Genomic DNA, 18,942 nt, shown 5'->3' on the forward strand with positions numbered 1-18,942 from the left:
ACCCAAAAAATTCATTTACCATCATTGGTCTTTGGGCCATTCGGTATCAATCCCCTGTGATTGGATAAACGACTGAAAAGCGGTCAGCAGAGAGCTGTCTTCCCGCACCTGCCTGGGGGATACTCCCTTTTCCATGGCAAAGGGAATCAACATCCCTACGGCCTCCCCAATGCTCCATTCCACAGGGTGGAGCCTATAACAACCGTTGGTAATGTGCGTGGTGCCTATGTTTTTGTTGGCGGGCAACAGATTTTCCATCCTTTGGGGAATGAGGGAACCGAGGGGTATCTGAAAGGGAAGGGAACCAAAATCGATGTAATTATCCCCCTCGCTGCTGGGATGAAGGTCAATATGGTAATAGCCGATGCCCACGCTATCATAAAAATCCGCGGCCTTGAGACCGGTTCCTTCCAAACCCGATACCTCCGACCGCTGCTGGGCTCCTACATGTTCTTCCAGTACCGTGAACAAAGCTTTGATTCTTCTCGACTCCCTTACATAAGGGTACTTGGCCAGGCCGTCTTCCGTACCCATCAGGTCATGCCGCAGCCGCAGTCCCGGCCAGCCCTTCCCTCCATCCGGACGGGGAGCTTCTGTCTGCAACCAATAAAGCAGGGAAAGGCTGAGTTGTTTTCCTCTTTCCACGTGCTTTTTGAATTCCTCCTCGCTGACATCCACAATATTGCCGGGAAAATAATCATTCTGGGGCCAATTGACAATGGTGGCGTCGCCCTGGTAAAAACCTTTTTCGAAGTTGTCCTTGTGAAGGATCCTGCGGTAATTCCAAAGGTTCAGTTTATCTCCTGTCGAAATACCTTCCGGATGAAATCCCAGCTCTTTTGGCTTTAAGGTTTTGGGGTCGGAATAATTCAGTTCAAGCAACTTCCCCGCCCAAGGCGGTGTCATTTCAGGTCGGTAACGGCTCCAAAAACCGTACTCCTCCGGCTTGGGGATGGTCCAGTCCTCACCCTTGACATAATCCATCGCCAAACAAACCGTAAAGGCCTGGTTGTTATTGGGCCGGGCGGTTGCCGCCGCATGCAGTTCACCGGTCTCCGATTTGGCTTCCGTACCTGTTACGTACTCGGTACCTGTAAGTGGCAGCAGATCCCCTAATTCGGTGGCATCCACGAAATAAGGGGCTTCAAGCTGGCAAGTAATATTTGATCTTAATGAATTAGCAATCAAGTAGTTTACTTTATTTACTTGGACCTCTGCATCAATCACCTTGTATTCTTTCAGAACCAGCAATTTACGGGCGCTTTCATAAGGTGCGAACATTTCTTCCAGTACCCGCAAGGCAACTTTGGGCTCATGGCAAAGTGCGGAAACAGATCCGTTTCCGGGGTTCAAGCGGGGAGCATTTGCAGCTGCTTCCGTAAGGGGATAATGCCTGCGATAGTATTCCCTTACCCCCTCCCTAAAAGCCCGGTACAATTCAGGCGCACCGTGGGTTTCAATCCATCGGTGTTCGTCCGGCGGCACCCCCTGTTGTGTGAGCTGCCCTCCTATCCAATCCGTTTCTTCGGTCATCACCACCGTGAGGTTATTTCTCAACGCCGCAAAAGCTGCTGCACAGCCTCCTAACCCACCCCCTGCAATGACAACATCGGCGGAAAACTTTCTGCCGTTTTCATGGATCCTGACGGTTTTACCCCTTTGATCCGCCTGTAAAGACAAAGGCCATGCGGAAGCTGCGGCCAAGCCACCTCCTCCTAAAGCCATCCTGCTTATAAAATTTCTTCTATCCATATTTTTAATCGTTCATGATAAGCGCCTAATCCTCCAGCCTGGTTTCCCATTCAACTTGCCGATGATAAAAATATCCGTCAGCACGGGAACAGGCCTTCGCTTCTATCATTCTTATTTTTTGAATTTTATTCCAGTTATTTGACTCAAAGTTGATTTTTTCCTCCGGACGTGATTTCAAACTCTTAATGGTAATCCTTGAAAAAAGCCTGTTTGAGAAGCAGGCCTTCATAAACAAAGAAAACCTCCCCCTCTATATCACATTCCCGGTGGAAACGGACATTTTCCTCCAACAACGCATCCGGGATCAGGTAGTCATCCGTCTTGATCCATACGCCGGGAAGAAACTTTCTTCTGTCTTTTGCACTTACCCGGTCGAGATTTTCCAAAAAAACGGTTTCATAATCCTTCCCTTGGTCCTGGTAAATCTGTGGAATGATATAATCCACCCAACCTTTTTCGACCCAGGTAGGCCAGTCCCGGAGGTATTCTCCCTTGCTCCGAGGGAAAACATGGGGAGACATGGAAACCAACATGTTTTTGTCTTTTGATTTTATTTTATGGAACAGCGTTCTCAGAAACGCATGTAGTTTTTCAGCCCTCCATTGTGTCCAGCCTTCCTCCAAATGGTCACCTGGTGGAATTTTGCCCTTATGTTCCCTTTTATACAGATGAACGGTATAATCGTCATATCCACCTGTGGAAGGCAGGGAGGAAAGCCGGTCATCGCCCTGTATACCGGCTATATCATACTTATCCACTACCTCCAAAATCAGCTGTAGTAAAAAGGCCTGCACTTCAGGGTGGAATATGTTCAGCCACTGGAAATTGTCCTTGGTCAGAAGGTTGCCTTCGATATCTTTTGCTGCCCAATGCGGAAATTTCCGGATGATTTTTCCTCCGTCTTCCTGTTGATGCGATGCAGCAAATCCATATTCAAACCAGGCATGCACGGCTATTCCCGCTGCTGAGGCTTCCTCCACCAATTCATGAAGAGGATCCCTGCCTCTGTACCGGGGGTCAATTGTTTCTCCAAAATACTGCAACGTCACATCACTTGGATAGAGGGTATATCCATTGTTCCAGACGCCGACAAAAACGGTATTGATGCCGCTGGCCTGACAGAGAGACACCGCCTCCCGGATGTTTTCCCGGGAAGCCAATACATCGCCTGTCAAATGGGTTAGCCATACGCCCCTAATAGGAGGTTTGGCTATGGTTTGCCGGCTGTTGAGTACCAACGCCATCCAAAAGAAAAGAGGGATCATCCAAAAAAGCTTCTTCATACCGTCATCCTGTTGCTTTTGCCGAACTTATTTGCTCTAAGGACTGCCAAACCTGGTACAATCCCCTGGGTACATGGAAGCATCCCTTCCACTTCCCACCTTTTAAAGGAAGCTGAATCTTGCCATACCTGTCCAGATAACCGTACCATTCCGGATAGTCCTTATCCCGGAAATGCTCCCATGTATAATCATGTACTTTTTCAAACCATTGATAGCATTGTTTACTGCCGCTCATTTCATAAGCCTTTGCGAGAAACACAAGGGTTTCCAGGTGTACCCACCATAATTTTTGGTTCCATTCGAGTTTTTCGGGAGGATGCCCTTTTACATCCATAAAGTAATAGATGCCGCCATACGTTTTATCCCAGCCGTATTCCAAGGTATCCAACCCTATCCTCACCGCTTTGTCCATCAGGGCTTTGTCCCCAAACCTTTTCGAAAGGTCCAACATGAACCACATGGCCTCAAGGGCGTGCCCGGGACTGGTCAGCCTTCCCTCGAAAGAATCCGAAAACGACCCGTCCGGATAAACATTTTCCAGGATCAATCCACTCTCTTTCTGGTAAAATACCTCCATGACCTCCCTGATTACTCCCGGCACCAATTCATCCACGGTTTGTTTGTCCAGCAAATGCTCCAGTTCCAGTGTCAGGTTACTCAAAATCATAGGCAAGGCAAAGCCTTTCAGATCCCTTGTGCCGGATACCGTCTTGGTATATTTTCCTTTTGGTCTGTCTTTTCTGGAAAGGATGTTTTGAAAGGTTTTTTTTGCCAGCACGGCATATTCTTCCTTGGGATCTATTTTATAAAGTGCACCAAAGGCCATTGCTGCGAAACAGTCGGAAAAAATATTGTAGGGCTGTACCAAGGGGGCCCCGCTTTGGGTAAGGGAAAAATAAAAATTACCCTGCCCGTCGCTGCCGTACCGTTGAAGAAAAGCAGCCCCATGTCTGGCCATTGCTAACCATTCCGGTTTGGCCTCCACCCTTTCATAAAGCATGGAAAACATCCACACCTGCCTGGCCTGCAACCAGATGAACTTATCCGTATCATACACCTTCCCGGTTCGGTCAAGACAGGTGAAATAGCCACCATAAGCCGTATCCTGGCTCTTTTCCAGCCAAAAAGGTATCACCCGGTCCAACAACTCTTCCTTATAAAGTTTGCTATAGCTTTCCATGTCCAAAGGTTTCTCCAATCCAAAATATTTAGGTTTCAATTGTGTTGCTCCGCTTATCATAGGTTTCCCGGCGGGCTTTTTCTCCCATCCAATAGGCCTCGATGGCTTCCAGACTCATGCCGGCTGTTTCAGGGATCAGCTTCCATATGATCCACATATAAGGAAGGCACATCAGTGCGAAGAGCAGAAAAGTGCCCGAGGGGCTGAGGTTCTCCAGAAACCAGGGTGTGAGCTGGCCAATCAGATAAGTGCCTACCCACAGGGAAAACCCGGCTATGGACATGGCCACACCGCGGATTTTATTAGGGTACATCTCCGAAAGCAGTACAAAAATGACCGCCGATATGGAAATGGCCGTGGCGAAGATATAGGTCAAAAAAAGCACAAGTAGCATCTGTGAGGGCCATCCAAGTGTTTCGCCCTTTAGGAAATAAAAACTAATGAGCAATAGCGTGATGATCATGCCGCTGACCCCAAAATAAACCAGCTTTTTTCTCCCTACTTTGTCAATAATGATCAGGGCCAATACGGTGGTCAAGACGTTTACGAGCCCTACCATTACCTGGTAAAAAAGGGCATCCCCGTCGGACAGTCCGCTTTGCTCAAAAATGCTGGGCCCATAATACAACACCGCGTTTACCCCCATAAACTGACCCAATATGGCAATGGCCACGCCTATCATGACCGGTTTCAATACACGGGGATTTTTCAACAAGGCCCATTGGCTGCTTTTTATGCCCGCACTTGTACTACGCCGTACGTCTTCCACTTTTCTTTTAGCCAGTGCCGAAGATCCATAGATACCAGAGAATACCTTCTCCGCTTGGGATATCTGGTTGTTGATCGCCAACCACCTGGGGCTTTCCGGTATGAAGAACAATACCAACAGAAAAAGAAAAGCCGGTAAAAACTCCATGCCCAACATGCCGCGCCAGGCCTCTTCATGAAAAATTTTGGACAGCAGCGGCTCAAATACAAAGGCCGTGGTTCGGGAAAACTCCAGCAGTTGAAAATTCATCAGATAAGCACCCAGAAATCCGACCGTGATGGCCAATTGGTACAGGGATACCAGACTGCCCCTGTACCCGGAAAGGGCTACTTCGGAGATGTACATGGGAGAAACGATAGATACCATGCCTATCCCCATGCCACCCAATATCCGGTAGAGCACCAGTTCCGTCAGGCTTTCCGAAACGGCACAGCCCAATGCCGAAACTGAAAAAAGCACGGCGGATAGGATCATCACTTTTTTCCTGCCAAAGCGGTCAGAAAGAGGCCCCGCCATGGCCACACCGATGATGGAACCGATAAGCGCACAACCCACATACCAACCCTGTTCTATAGCATCCAACTCAAACTGCCGGGTAACCTGCCCGATGGTGCCTGAAATGACTGCCGTGTCGTAGCCGAAGAGTAATCCCCCTATCGCCGCCACCGAAGAAAGAAAAATAAGGTAAACAATGGGTATATTTCGTTTCATATGATTGTGACTGGCTTGTTGAGCGGTTAAAGTTACCCCTTTTTGCAATCGGGAGACCTCTAAACAGACAAAGCCGTGATCAATTAGAAAATTTTATTTTTAATTACCAAATAAATAGCAAAAACTAGTTACTTAATATATTTATAACCCGGTTGAGCTGGGGAACTGTCTCCTTAAACCGGGGAAATACAACCAGCACAGTGTCTTCAAAAAACCTCCTTTAAATTGGACCATTTTTTTCCCTTTTGGTAATACAGCTCCCCTCCCATCATGGCAAGCGGGGATTCAAAATTATTATGGTACAGTTTGCCGGTTCCCAATCCCTGTGGAACTTCCGGATTCAGTGAAGAAGTAAACTGGGCAATGGCATTTAATCCTACATTGCTTTCCAATGCAGAAGTGATCCACCAGCCTATGTTGCGGCTTTCTGCCATTTTGATCCATTCCCGGCTGGCAGCTATCCCTCCTAACAGCGTCGGCTTCAAAATAATGTATTGGGGCTGGATTTCTTCAAGTAAACGCTGTTTTGTGAACGGCTCATGGATCCCGATCAGTTCCTCATCCAATGCAACCGGCACCGGTGTGTTGCGGCATAAAGCGCCCATCTCCTCCCAGTTGCCTTGTTGGATGGGTTGTTCTATACTGTGAAGTTTATATTTGGCCAAGTTCCCAAGTTTTCCAAGAGCGTCTGCCGAAGCGAATGCCCCGTTGGCATCCACACGCAAAGTAACCTCATGTTCATCAAACTGTTTTCTTATGGATGCCAGCAGTTCGCATTCCTGTTCAAAGTCAATAGAACCTATCTTGAGTTTGATGCAATCAAAGCCCTGCTCCAGTTTTTCCCGGATCTGCCGGTACATGAATTCCTTATCCCCCATCCAAATCAAGCCGTTGATGGGAATAGGGCGGCCTTTATCATAAAAATCATTGGGTAACAAGTACCTTTTACCTCCGTTTAACAAATCCAGCAAAGCCGTTTCCATTCCAAACCGTATACTTGGCAACTGAAAAGAAACCTTTTGCGCCAAAATTTCCATTATTTTGGCCTCTTGGAAAGGAAAGGAAATCTGCTCCATTTCAGACAGGACATCGGCCAATTGCCGTTCAAAATCCTCCCGGTCATCGATGCTCAGACCGGCTAGGGGACCCGCTTCCCCGTATCCGGCGGTACCTGGAAAATCAGCGGAAATAAGCTGTATCAGGTAAGTTTTTTTTGTTCTTAATACCCCTCTGCTGGTGCCGGCATCAAACTTAAACCGCAACAGGTAGGGGGTGTACCGCGCCTTGACTTTGAAAGATGAAGCCATGTCGTTTGTTCTTTAATGACGCTGTAAAACTGGTCAATAATTCCTATACTAATAACTTTTTCCTGGTTTTTTTCCCAACCCGGGAAGCACGCGTTCAACAGGGGCCCCATTTCTTCAATAATGCTTTATATTTGCCTTCCGAAATATGACTTACGGTACCAAATTCTGAAATATCCAAGATGCATCGTATCAGCACACCCAAACTTTCTGATTACCAGTACGACCTCCCCGAGGAATACATTGCTAAATTTCCTTTAGAAGCCAGGGATGCATCCCGGTTGCTGCATTATGAAAACGGCAATATTGCCCACCACCATTTTTATGAACTGCCTTCCTTATTGCCAAAAAACAGCCTGCTGGTTTTCAACAATACAAAAGTGATTCCCGCCAGGCTGATTTTTCAGAAAGCTACGGGGGCACGGATAGAAATTTTTCTTTTGAAACCCGTTCTTCCGTCCCCGCTTATACAGCTGGCCATGGAAAGTACGGGGCCGGTGACTTGGGAATGCATGATCGGTAACCTGAAGAGATGGAAAGAGGGGGAAGTGCTTAGCGGTCAAATCGACCATCAGGGTCAGGCCATCACCATCAACGCCACTTTAAAGGACAAAATCAAAAAAGAAGTCACCCTGGATTGGTCTGCCGAAAACATTACTTTCGCCTCGGTGGTGGAGTCCAGCGGCGAGGTCCCCCTCCCCCCCTATCTCAACAGGGAGGCAACAGAAATGGACCGGCCCCGGTACCAAACAGTCTACTCTAAAATAAAGGGCGCAGTGGCTGCCCCTACGGCAGGCTTGCACTTTACGGACAAACTGCTCAATGAGCTGGCTGATGTGGGCGTAACCACCGATTACCTGACCCTGCATGTGGGGGCAGGAACCTTCCAACCTATCAAGGATGAGGAAGTGGTGCACCACCCCATGCACAGCGAGCAGATGGTTTTCACCCGGGATAACCTTGAAACGCTGCTGGCCGCCCAGGGCAACAGCGTGGCAGTCGGCACAACCTCCATGCGTTCCTTGGAAAGCCTCTACTGGTACGGGGTAAAAATCCTGCAAGGTGCGGGAGAGGATTTCTTTATAGAAAAACTCTTTCCCTACCGGGGGTTCGAAAATCTGCCCAGCAAACATGAAAGTCTTTCAGCTGTATTGACATATATGAAAAAGCACCGGAAAAATGAGATCACTGGTCATACCGAAATATTTATTTTTCCTGGATACCATTTCAGAGTTTGCAATGGCCTGATTACCAATTTCCACCAGCCAGGTTCTACCCTTATTCTTTTGGTGGCTGCGTTTACCCACAACAATTGGAAAAAGATATACTCACAAGCATTGGCAAACAAATACAGGTTTCTAAGTTATGGAGACAGCAGCATGCTTTGGAACAACAAACTTTGATTATTCAACAATCACTTCAAGGATGATTTTACGGCATGCACAAAAGCAGACCACCTACCTGATGGTAGTTGAATGTCATTTTAAATCACCTTCCCTGATCAATGTCTGGGTTCATTGAATTGATCAAAGAGGTTCACGCTGCCAACTCGAAAATCCGCCCTTAATCCAAACCACTGCTCCCCAGTTTTTGTACTCCGTTGATCAAATTTTGATAGTAAGTTCTTCCTACAGGCACTTTATCATTGACTACCGTCACTTCTTTAGGTGAAATGGTGTTGATTTCATTGAGGTTTACAATGTAGGATTTATGAATTCTTATAAATAAATGATCCGGAAGCACTTCCTCAAATTCCTTCAAGATGTTTCTTAATGAAAAGGATTTGGTTCCGGTCACCAGGGTAGTGTAATTGCCATCACCTTTTAGGTAATGAATTTCTGCAAATTTGATTTTAGTAAGACAGCCTTTATCCCTGATGAAAATCGCGTCTTTGATCAGAAGTTCTCTATTGCTGTCAATGGTCCCATTGACGGCTTTTGTTGAGTACTCCTGTAAATTGTCTTTCATATTCATGTCCGCACTGTTAAGGGTTTGACTTTGGTACGTAACAATTTTTCTTAATAATTGTTTTTTTGCGCAGTAAAATAATCAGATAATATATCCCGAAAATCGTTGGCTATGGTAAGATCGTCCACCCACCCACGATACAGGAGCCCAATTTACAAATACTATTTCAAAACTAAATCTATAACAGAATTTTCAATTTCTGAAAGGGGCTCCAATTTTCCGTCTTCGAACAGACCGTCCAAAGTAAACAGATCCTCCACATGGTCGGCCTTATAGTTTCTATAATCCTGAATGACAACACCATTGACTTCCCTTCTGTTAATGGCTTCTCTGAAACGTTTTCCGCCCCCATCCACATGAAAATCGTATGCCAGGTAATCCATCAAAAAAGTATCCTTATTGAACCAATACAGGTATACGTCATCATAATCCTTGCCTCCTCCTTTTTTCCTGAAACTTATTTCTACCAGATAATATGGCGTGCCTTTGACTTCTACTTCTCCAATGTAATTTTTGATAACCGCATCATCGTTCAGCAATAACGGCAACAGCATGAAATACATGACGGAATTGATGGAGTTGCTGTAGGCAGTAGCCCTGTTCTGGGGCACCTCAACCGGCTTTCCATCCATGTACCTTTGGAAGCCTTCGTTGGATAAGACATCCCTGATGGCTATCCCCACCGTGTCTTTGAATTCCCGGGTGTACCTGAACTCCTGTTGGGTTTTGAGCAGCGTGTAATGGATGTTCCTAAATTCAAACTCCATCCCAATCCGGCCGGGGTAGCCTCCCCAATGGGCCTCAATGCTTTTATCAACGATATCCTGAGCTTTATCATCCCCCTTACATTCCCACAAAAGGATTGTCACTAAAATAAACAAATACCTATGTTTTTGATATTTTATCTTAAACATGAAAGAAGTCAGGTTGATGGGAGAATAAACTCTCAGCAAATTAATACTTTTTTCCTGATGAATAGACTATCACGCCAAATAAAAAACATCAGCGTGCCATATTGTATCAGTTGTAACCACCAGATTTCCTCAACAATGGAAGACTGGTAACCCGCATAAGATAAAAACACCACATAGGACCATACCAAAAAGCTCCGCTGTGCTCCCAGAACCGATATCCCGAAAGGTACCAGGAGGTACCAGGGATGGACCACCGGATGCAGGATAAGGTATATCAGATACAGCAACACCGCGGTTTCTACAAGTTGGGAAACGCTTCTTTCTCTTCTATCATACTTTAAGGATACCCAGATGATGAGTCCCCAGGTTATCAAGCCCAATAAAGGACTTAAAATGGCAATGGGATTAAAACCAACTATCCACATCACCATATTTCTGATAAGATAGTACACTGACGCATTGAACTCAAACTTCCCATGGTATAAACCAAGACTTTCCAAAAAGTAAGGCGCAGCACCATCCAGAAGAACCGGAGCCATCATCACCGCCGCGCTCATGCTCAAAGACAAGACAAAAACCCACCTTTTAAGTGGAAAAACAAACCGTAAAAATGCCGGCACCAAAATCACCGGGGTCAGTTTTACTCCGATCGCCGTGCCCAATGAGATCCCTGACATTTTGGGCTGCTTGGCAACAAAGTAAATAGCTGCCAGTACAAAAAAAAGCATGATCCCCTCAAAATGAAGGTTGCCCCCTATTTCCAGCAATACCAATGGATTTAAGGCATATACCAGGACGTTTTTTTTGGGAAGGTTAAGCATAACAGTGAGCTGATACAATAAAAAAACAACACCCATTTCAAACACAAACAAGACCCCCCTTATCACCAACAAATTAAGCAACAGATCCTGCCGCCCTATATATGCGGCCATCGCAAAAACCACTTGATTAATGGGAGGGTAGATACTGTAATATTCAGGAGAATTAAGTCCAAGAAAAAGTTCTTCATAAAATACAGGGTCAGTGGCACTCATATGCTCCAGCACCTCTACAGGGAGGTATGTATAGGGATTCAACCCATGAATCAACAAATGCCCGTCCCATAAAAAGCGGTAGAAATCATCAGAAAGCGTTGGCACGGAAAAGATAAAAACCAAACGGCAGAAAAATGAAAAAACCAGTAGCGGTTGAATGCGGCGCGCTTGGTCAGCCGAATAGTGGCAAACCACGGTATAGATGAGAAACAACAAGCTATAAACGGCCAGCAACAGCCAAAAATTATTCCTTGGCAAATAAGCCATGACTGCCAGTAACGCCGAAAAAACAGATAAACCTGCCCAAAGACCCATTAACTTTTTTTTCATGGATTGAGGCGTAATTCCCTTCTCAGCCGGCTGTCTCCTAGCCTGTTTTTTGTCCAATAATCTATCTGTCTAACGGCTTTTCGCTCTGCATGGCTTACCTCTTGGGTACCATCCTCCAATAAGGAAATCTCTTCAAAAGCCGTTATCTGATAGGGAAATTCACGTTCGTACCAGATTTTTACCATCCTGTTGTAGTCCACATAATCCACTTCAAGCTCATCATAAGTACTGTCTATCCTTTTGACTCTAAGCAGCGCTTTTTGGGGCACAATAGGTTCATGAGAAAAACGCTGCTCCAATAAACCCGGAACCAAATCCACTTCGCCCAGTGGCAAATGTTCAGGACCGATACGGATCAGATTCCACAGGTGGTCCTCTGCAAGCGCCTTGGCCGTAAAGTCCACATCCCCCTCTTCCTCAAAATAGGAATATAATTTCCCCTTATAGGCATCTCCATTCAGGTTCATCTGGGAAAATGACTGTCCGCACCAATCCTGGGACGAAGCCGTGATCTTCATGGCAGAGGTTTCCGCATAGACCGGCGAAAAAACCGACAACATCATATGATAAGGATAAATGCCCGTAACAAATTCTTTGGTCATGTTCATCTTCAATACATTCACGGCATCCCTTCCGGCACTTTCGTAGTCATCCAGTTTTACATGCTTCTTCCTGGAAAATTCCTCGGTAACAAAAATCAGCACCGCCTCTCCTTCCCTGGCCTCACCATAGCGGTATTGTGTCAGATCAAAAGCGTTGATTTCTGCTTTTCCCTGATACCAATAACTTCCAAACTGCTGTTTGTCCACGTCTCTTTGGGGCGGGCCGCATGCAAACATGACAGAGGCCAACGATAAATATATGCTAAGTTTCTTCATCGCGAATCAAATGATTGTACCAACGAATTTAACGCATTTAGAGAAGATATCATGAAATATTGCAAGCTAACCATCTTTCTCTCTCCAAAATAAGCGGAATTCTCCTTAATCTTTTAATTTTGGGCTCAGATTCATTCAATTGACAAATGCGCAGTATTAAACTTATTTTAGCTCTTATCGCTCTTCTGGGCCCGCTTCTTACGGTCCGGGGAGAAGAAGCCCCCAAGTGGCTTCGTTATCCAGCCATCTCTCCTGATGGAACCACCATTGTATTTACCTATAAAGGGGATCTCTTTTCGGTGCCGAGTCAGGGCGGAAAAGCCACTCAACTCACGTTCCATGAAGCGCATGATTTTATGCCTGTGTGGAGCAAGGATGGCAAAACCATCGCATTTGCATCCGACCGGTATGGTAATTTTGACGTTTTCGTCATGGACGCGGAAGGTGGCCCGGCTTCCCGGCTAACCTTTCACTCCAATGATGAAATGCCTTACTCATTTTCTTCAAATGACGCGTATGTGATTTTTGGCGGCGTGAGACAGGACCTCGCCGAACACCGCCAGTATCCTACGGGCTCCCAACCGGAACTCTATCAAGTACCCGTAGGAGGAGGACGTATCCAACAGGTCTGGACCCTCCCGGCTGAATATGTGCAGGTAAGCAAAGACGGGACAAAAATGATATATCACGATAAAAAAGGTGGGGAAAATGAGTGGCGGAAAAAACACCGGTCTTCCATAACCAGAGATATATGGTTATACGACAAGGAAACGGGCGTCCATCAAAAGATCACTGATTTTTACGGAGAAGACAGAAACCCGGTATTTGCGCCGGATGAAAAATCCGCTTATTATCTCAGTGAAGAAAACGGAAGCTTCAATATTTTTAAAACAAACCTGGACCAACCCGGCCAAAAAACCGCCCTTACCCGTCTACAGGATTTCCCTGTCCGTTTTCTAAGCATTTCCAATACCGGTTTGATGAGTTTTTCCTACGACGGTGAGCTTTATACTTTCCGGGAAGGAGAAGAACCCACAAAACTGAACATCATGGTTAAAACCCAGCCTGCAGCCAACACGGAGCGTTTCATCACCGTCAATGGAGAAGTAAAGGAAATGTCCGTTTCCCCCAACGGAAAGGAAATTGCCTTCATTTCCAGGGGCGAGGTTTTTGTCACCTCCGTTGACGGGGCATTGACCAAAGGATCACCCGGACGCCAGAGCAGGAAAGGTTTGTACAGTTTGCGCCTGACGGAAAATCCATAATATATGCCAGCGAACGTGACGGTAAATGGCAGATTTACCGGGCCTCAAAAATCAGGGAAAAGGAAGAGCCGTTTTTCTTTGCCAGCACCCTGATAAAAGAAGAGGTACTCATCAGCAATGACATGGATAATTACCAGCCTTTACTCTCTCCTGATGGTAAAAAGCTGGCCTATGTCGAAGACAGGAGAAGCATAAAAGTAATGGATGTAAACGCCAAAAAAACACTCACCCTGATGACGCCCGACCAGTTGTTCCATATGCGGGACGGGGATCAATATTTTACCTGGAGCCCTGATAGCAAGTGGCTTTTGGCAGAATACAACCCTACCATGGTGAACAGCGAGGTCGTGCTGCTGGATGCCTCCGGAAAGCGTGAAATGGAAAATCTGACTGAAAGTGGCTACGGGGATTACCGCCCCAAATGGATAAATGCAGGAAAACAGATGATTTGGTTCAGTAACCGTGACGGATTAAAAAGCTTTGCAAGCAGCGGCAGGTCTGAAAATGATGTCTTTGCACTTTTTTTCACCAAAGAAGCTTATGACAAATTCAACTTAAGCAAAGAAGAATATGATTTGTTAAAAGAAGTGGAAAAAGCCGACAAGGAAGATGATGAAAAAGAACAGCGACAGAAAAAAAAGCAGGAAGTTGAGGACATCGTGATTGACTGGGAAGGCCTGAAGGACAGGAAGGCCAAACTAACCATCCATTCTTCGGCATTGGGAGACGCCGTCCTGGACAAGGAAGGAGAAAAACTGTATTATCTGGCCCGTTTTGAAAAAGACATGAACCTCTGGAGCACCAACCTCCGCACGAAGGAAACCAAGATGGAACTGAAAGTGGATGCCAAAACGGCCAGCCTGGAGTGGGACAAGGAAAAGGAAAATCTCTATCTTTTGGCTGACGGTAAAATTTCCAAAATCACGGAAAAGGGGAGCAAAAAAGAAGACATTAAGATTGCCGGTGAGATGACTTTGAATTTGGATGCCGAGCGGGCACATATGTTTGAACACATCCGAAACCGGGTCAAAGGCATCTTTTATACCCCTGATTTTCATGGTGTGGATTGGGAACAGCTGGCTGCCCAATATGCCCGGTACCTGCCTCATTTGGGCAACAGCTATGAGTTTGCGGAAATGGCCTCCGAAATGATCGGTGAACTGAACGTTTCCCATGCAGGTGTGCGCTACAGCAGAAAGACCGATCAGCCCGATGCTACCGCTTCCCTGGGAATTTTCATCGACTATGATCATCAGGACACCGGAGTCAAAATTGTGGAGATACTCAAGAACGGCCCCTTGGACAAGACCGGAATGGAAATCAAACCCGGAATGGTGATTGAAAAAATCGATGGAGAACCATTAACTATAGATAAAGACGTGGCCCGGTTTCTCAACCGGAAGGAAGACAAGTTTACCTTGCTGGAAATATTCGACCCAACGGCAAAAGCCCGAAAACAAGTCACCGTCAAACCCATCAGCCTGTCGCAGGAAAATCAGTTGCTTTATAAGCGCTGGGTGAAAAGAAATCAGGCTGAAGTGGACAGTCTAAGTGACGGCCGATTGGGATATGTTCACATTCCCGGCATGTCAGACGGTCCTTATCGCGATGCCTATGAAGAAATGATGGGGAAATACCATGACCGGGAAGGCATTATCGTGGACACCCGGTTCAACGGCGGGGGCGACCTGGTGGCTGACCTGGCCATGTTTTTTACCGGACAAAGGTTTATCACCTACGCCACTGAATCCAGGGAAATAGGCTACGAACCCACTTTTCGCTGGACCAAACCCACCCTGGCCATGTTCAACGAAGCCAATTATTCGGACGGTCACTGCTTTGCCTGTGGCTATACCGATCTCCAAATCGGGAAAACAGTGGGAATGCCTACTCCGGGCACCTGTTCGTTTGCAGGTTGGGAAAGTCTTCCCGACGGAAGCCGATGGGGCGTGGTCCCGGTTTCGGCCAAAAACAAGGATGGAGAGTGGATGGAAAACAATGAGACCAAACCCCGGTTTGAGGTCAAAAATATGCCTGGAAAAATCGATAAAGGTGTAGATCAACAGCTGGAAAAGGCCATTCTGGAACTGATGAAGGATATTGATAAATAACAAAATATTTTTTTACAGGGGTGATGGATAAGCAACGGCTTATGTTTTTCCATCACCCCTTTTTACAAACCCACCCCCCTCCCATTACTTCTTGCTCTCCGTGCCCTCTGTGGTGATCCTTTTTAAAACCACAGAGCAAAGGAGCAATAAGAGATTCAAACCTTTTTACAAACCCACTTCCCTTTCCAAACCCCTCCCATTACTCCGTGCCCTCTGTGGTGATCCTTTTTAACCCGCCCCTCTCAAACTTATTCCCCCCGTTCCTACGTTATAAAGAAGAAAGCACTGCTTTTCAGCAATTTATAAGGAAGCAGTGGACATTCAATCTGATTTAACCATGAACAACCAAACACTCAAAATATTAATTGCGGGCATACTGTTGCTACTTGGATCAGCGGCGCTGACCATACCGGGATCTGCTGTTTTGGAAAAAATAGAAACCCATCTTTCCGTTTGGCGGATCAACTATGCTCCCGAAAAAGTATACCTGCACCATGACAAACCTTTCTACAGGGCCGGTGAAGTGGTCTGGCTCAAAGCTTATCTGGTGAATGCATCCAATTTACAGCATTCCGACAAAAGCAACATTCTGTATGTCGACCTTACCAACGAAGCAGGTGAAGCAGTGAAAAAATTAAAACTCAACCCTGTCCAAGGAAGGGCACATGGAGACATATCGCTGCCGGAGGACTTGCAGGAAGGGATTTATCGCCTCACTGCCTACACCAACTGGATGAGGAATTTTGGAGAGGATACGTTCTTCGAAAAAGAAATATACATTTGGTCCGAGCAGTCGGAACAAATAAACCAAGAATCCAGGGGAACAGTGGAACCCTCTCTGCCGGACCTGCAGTTTTTTCCCGAAGGAGGGGACCTGGTGTATGGTCTTTCCAGCCAAGTGGCTTTCAAAGCCATCGGCCCGGATGGCCGTGGCGTGCCGGTTTCCGGGGGAATCTTTGATGACCAAGGGCTGAAAGTGGCGGACTTTGAGCATCAATACCTCGGTATGGGGGCTTTTACCTTGGAGCCAGCGCCGTCCCGCCATTATTACGCAAAAGTAAATTTCGAAAATGGTGAAACGGTAGACTATCCCTTACCGGATGTCAAGGCTTCCGGGCAGGTAATGGCCATCGATGAAACCGGGGACCAAGATCATATTCTGCTGAAAATTGCTGACAACACCGGCACCGATGAGGGACTGTTGCTTACCGGTATATCTCAGGATGAGTTGAAATATACGGAGGAGATACAACTTTCCGGGACAGGAGAATATCAGACAAAAATCCCAAAAAGTGATTTTCCCACAGGTATCGCAAGAATTACCTTATCCAAAAGTACCGGGGAACCCCTGGCAGAACGACTGGTTTTTATTGACCACGAAGATTATTTAAATGTTCAGATCCTTTCCGACCAGGATGAATATTATTCAAGGGAAGCCGTGACACTGGATATAGAAGTGACAGACAAAGAAGGCAACGCTGTAGAAACGGATTTGTCATTGGCAGTCACCGACGATCAAAGCCTCCCCCGCTCATCCCATGGCCTGCGCTTAAAAAGCTATATGCTGCTTAATTCCGACTTACGGGGATTCATTGAGTCTCCGGGTTACTACTTTGATCCGGAAAATGAAAACAGAAAGGAAGCCTTGCGTACTTTGATGATGACACAAGGCTGGAGACGCTTCGGGTGGGAAGCCATGATTGCGGGCAATTTCCCCAAGATCAACCACAGTAATGAGCGGGACATCAATATCCACGGAAACCTTCAGAGGAGAAACGGAAATCCTGTAAAGAATGGGGAAGTGATTTTGTTCCTTAAAGATAAATACCAAACCTTCATCACCACCCCTACAGACGAAAACGGCCGGTTTATCTTTGAAGGATTCCACTTTAGGGATTCCATTGACATTGTGGTGCAGGGAACCGATGATAGAGGAAGGAAGGACAATGTGGTGGTAAATATTGAAGACAAGCGCTTTACCCCGGAAAAAGCCCCCTCCGCTTACCCCCTCCCCGGGAACCTCGCCGGGATGATCAATAGGGACCATGTGGTTCCCAGTATCCCCCTGTTTCAGGGTATGGAAACGGATATAGGCAGCCTGGAACTCGGCGAACTCCTCCTGGATGAGGTAGTGGTAGAAGGAAGGGCGGAGGTTACAGAGCCTTTCCGGCTTCACCGCGAGGCTGACGTGACCATCAGACGGGAACAGTTACCGGTAGCACCTTCCGGCAATATACTGGAGAGTCTACAGGGACGGGTAGCGGGGCTACAGATTACCCAAATGGGGCGGGATCGCTTCAGGGCGGTGATCAGGGGACAGGGCACCCCGCTCTTTCTTCTTGATGGCATGCCGGTGGACGAAAGCATTCTTCAAAGCATCAACCAGTTTGATATCAGCCGGATAGAAATCCTGAAAAGTCCCGGGAACGTAGGTATTTATGGAGGAAGAGGAGCAGGTGGGGTCATCGCGCTATACACCCATCGCGGTTATCCGGAGGAAATAGAAGAGCCGGAAACCGGCGACCATATTATTGTCCACCGTCTGGGAGGGTTCAGCAAAAGCCGGCAATTTTATTCGCCCCGCTATGACCAAAACCAAGAAAGCTCCATTCCCGACGACAGAACCACGATCTATTGGAATCCCATGGTCAGAACAAATGCCGAAGGCAAAGCCCGGGTGACCTTTTATACCGCAGACAAGAGCAGTCTCTATCGGGTAATTGCAGAGGGGATCAGTGATACAGGCACCCCAGGTTTGAAAGAAATTTCACTGGAGGTATATTGATTTTCAGGTATTTTAACCTCACGACAACGCTTTGATTCAGAAGGAGTCATATGTCCTTTTCCGGATAATTATGGCTCCAATATGATAATTTCCGGCCTGAAAACAGCCTTTGCCACCCAAATTAGCATGGTAATTGCCGCTTTGTAATTTTATTAACCACTGTAGCCATGCAAGAAACCAAAAACCAAGCTGTTCTGGATAAGCTCTATGAACTTGTCCAAACCTGTGAAGATTCCGTCAAAGAATACCAGAATGCCGCCAAACACCTCAAAGAGGGTGAGCTTTCCACCATATTTTACCGGCTGTCCCAACAAAGGGCTTTGTTCAGAGAAGAGCTAAAAAGCTGTATCAGAGATTTGGGAGGCAGTGACCAACCCGATACCAGTTTTTCCCATACTTTACAAAGGATCTGGATAGAATTTAAATCAGGTCTGAACGGCAACGACACCGATAAAATCATCAACACCTGTGAAAAAATAGAAAGAGGTGCTGTCCAAAGATATGAAGACGCATTGAAAGCAGATCCTCCGGAGTACATCAAAGAAATCATTTCAAAACAACATACCATGATCAAAGGTACTTTCACGCAGTTGGAAGAATTTAAGCGCAACAGTGGGTAAATACGCTGCTTTCTATTTTGAAAGTTTGATTATCTTGC

The 18,942-nt window shown here is 46.5% G+C and carries 12 protein-coding genes and 1 pseudogene; 4 read left to right on the forward strand and 9 right to left on the reverse strand.

Annotated elements, in window-relative coordinates; translation table 11 throughout:
- Positions 1-21: 21 nt before the first annotated feature.
- The 5 genes from ACFPFU_RS22710 to ACFPFU_RS22730 all read right to left on the reverse strand — a co-directional run bounded on the left by ACFPFU_RS22710 (position 22) and on the right by ACFPFU_RS22730 (position 7,002).
- Positions 22-1,752: an FAD-dependent oxidoreductase gene (locus ACFPFU_RS22710; protein ID WP_377068478.1), complete on the reverse strand. Its 1,731-nt coding sequence runs from the start codon at positions 1,750-1,752 to the stop codon at positions 22-24.
- Between the two features lie 182 nt (positions 1,753-1,934).
- The gene (locus tag ACFPFU_RS22715) at positions 1,935-3,035 is read right to left on the reverse strand and encodes a glycoside hydrolase family 10-like protein (RefSeq protein WP_377068479.1); all 1,101 of its coding nucleotides are present in this window, start codon (positions 3,033-3,035) and stop codon (positions 1,935-1,937) included.
- Positions 3,036-3,039: 4 nt separating this feature from the next.
- Positions 3,040-4,215, reverse strand: a complete 1,176-nt coding sequence (locus ACFPFU_RS22720; RefSeq protein WP_377068585.1) for a n-acyl-d-glucosamine 2-epimerase — start codon at positions 4,213-4,215, stop codon at positions 3,040-3,042.
- Between the two features lie 28 nt (positions 4,216-4,243).
- The gene (locus tag ACFPFU_RS22725; protein ID WP_377068481.1) at positions 4,244-5,743 is read right to left on the reverse strand and encodes a sugar porter family MFS transporter; all 1,500 of its coding nucleotides are present in this window, start codon (positions 5,741-5,743) and stop codon (positions 4,244-4,246) included.
- Positions 5,744-5,901: 158 nt separating this feature from the next.
- The gene (locus tag ACFPFU_RS22730; protein WP_377068483.1) at positions 5,902-7,002 is read right to left on the reverse strand and encodes an o-succinylbenzoate synthase; all 1,101 of its coding nucleotides are present in this window, start codon (positions 7,000-7,002) and stop codon (positions 5,902-5,904) included.
- Positions 7,003-7,181: 179 nt separating this feature from the next.
- Between ACFPFU_RS22730 and ACFPFU_RS22735 the strand changes: the two genes are divergently transcribed.
- Complete coding sequence (locus tag ACFPFU_RS22735) at positions 7,182-8,402, forward strand: S-adenosylmethionine:tRNA ribosyltransferase-isomerase (RefSeq protein WP_377068485.1); 1,221 nt, start codon at positions 7,182-7,184, stop codon at positions 8,400-8,402.
- A 160-nt stretch (positions 8,403-8,562) separates the two neighbouring features.
- On the opposite strand, the gene ACFPFU_RS22740 is transcribed toward ACFPFU_RS22735, so the two are convergent.
- The 4 genes from ACFPFU_RS22740 to ACFPFU_RS22755 form a co-directional block, all read right to left on the reverse strand.
- Positions 8,563-8,967 carry a LytR/AlgR family response regulator transcription factor gene (locus ACFPFU_RS22740; RefSeq protein ID WP_377068487.1) on the reverse strand — a complete coding sequence of 135 codons (405 nt, stop codon included), beginning with the start codon at positions 8,965-8,967 and terminating at the stop codon, positions 8,563-8,565.
- Positions 8,968-9,128: 161 nt separating this feature from the next.
- Positions 9,129-9,881, reverse strand: coding sequence for a DUF6503 family protein (locus ACFPFU_RS22745; RefSeq protein WP_377068489.1), 753 nt, complete (start codon positions 9,879-9,881; stop codon positions 9,129-9,131).
- A 32-nt stretch (positions 9,882-9,913) separates the two neighbouring features.
- A complete protein-coding gene (locus ACFPFU_RS22750) occupies positions 9,914-11,245 on the reverse strand; it encodes an MptA/MptB family glycosyltransferase (RefSeq protein ID WP_377068491.1) in 1,332 nt (443 codons plus the stop codon).
- Complete coding sequence (locus ACFPFU_RS22755; RefSeq protein WP_377068493.1) at positions 11,242-12,123, reverse strand: hypothetical protein; 882 nt, start codon at positions 12,121-12,123, stop codon at positions 11,242-11,244. Before ACFPFU_RS22755 ends, ACFPFU_RS22750 begins: the two co-directional genes overlap by 4 nt.
- 146 nt (positions 12,124-12,269) lie before the next feature.
- On the opposite strand from ACFPFU_RS22755, the pseudogene ACFPFU_RS22760 reads away from it, so the two are divergent.
- The 3 genes and pseudogenes from ACFPFU_RS22760 to ACFPFU_RS22770 all read left to right on the forward strand — a co-directional run bounded on the left by ACFPFU_RS22760 (position 12,270) and on the right by ACFPFU_RS22770 (position 18,904).
- Positions 12,270-15,499: pseudogene (locus ACFPFU_RS22760) on the forward strand (S41 family peptidase).
- Positions 15,500-15,836: 337 nt separating this feature from the next.
- On the forward strand, positions 15,837-18,284 hold the full coding sequence (locus ACFPFU_RS22765) for a TonB-dependent receptor plug domain-containing protein (protein WP_377068495.1): 2,448 nt from the start codon (positions 15,837-15,839) through the stop codon (positions 18,282-18,284).
- 167 nt (positions 18,285-18,451) lie between these two features.
- Positions 18,452-18,904: a ferritin-like domain-containing protein gene (locus tag ACFPFU_RS22770; RefSeq protein WP_377068497.1), complete on the forward strand. Its 453-nt coding sequence runs from the start codon at positions 18,452-18,454 to the stop codon at positions 18,902-18,904.
- The last annotated feature ends 38 nt before the right edge of the window (positions 18,905-18,942 follow it).

The organism is Negadavirga shengliensis, assembly GCF_042652345.1.
Lineage (GTDB): Bacteria > Bacteroidota > Bacteroidia > Cytophagales > Cyclobacteriaceae > Negadavirga > Negadavirga shengliensis.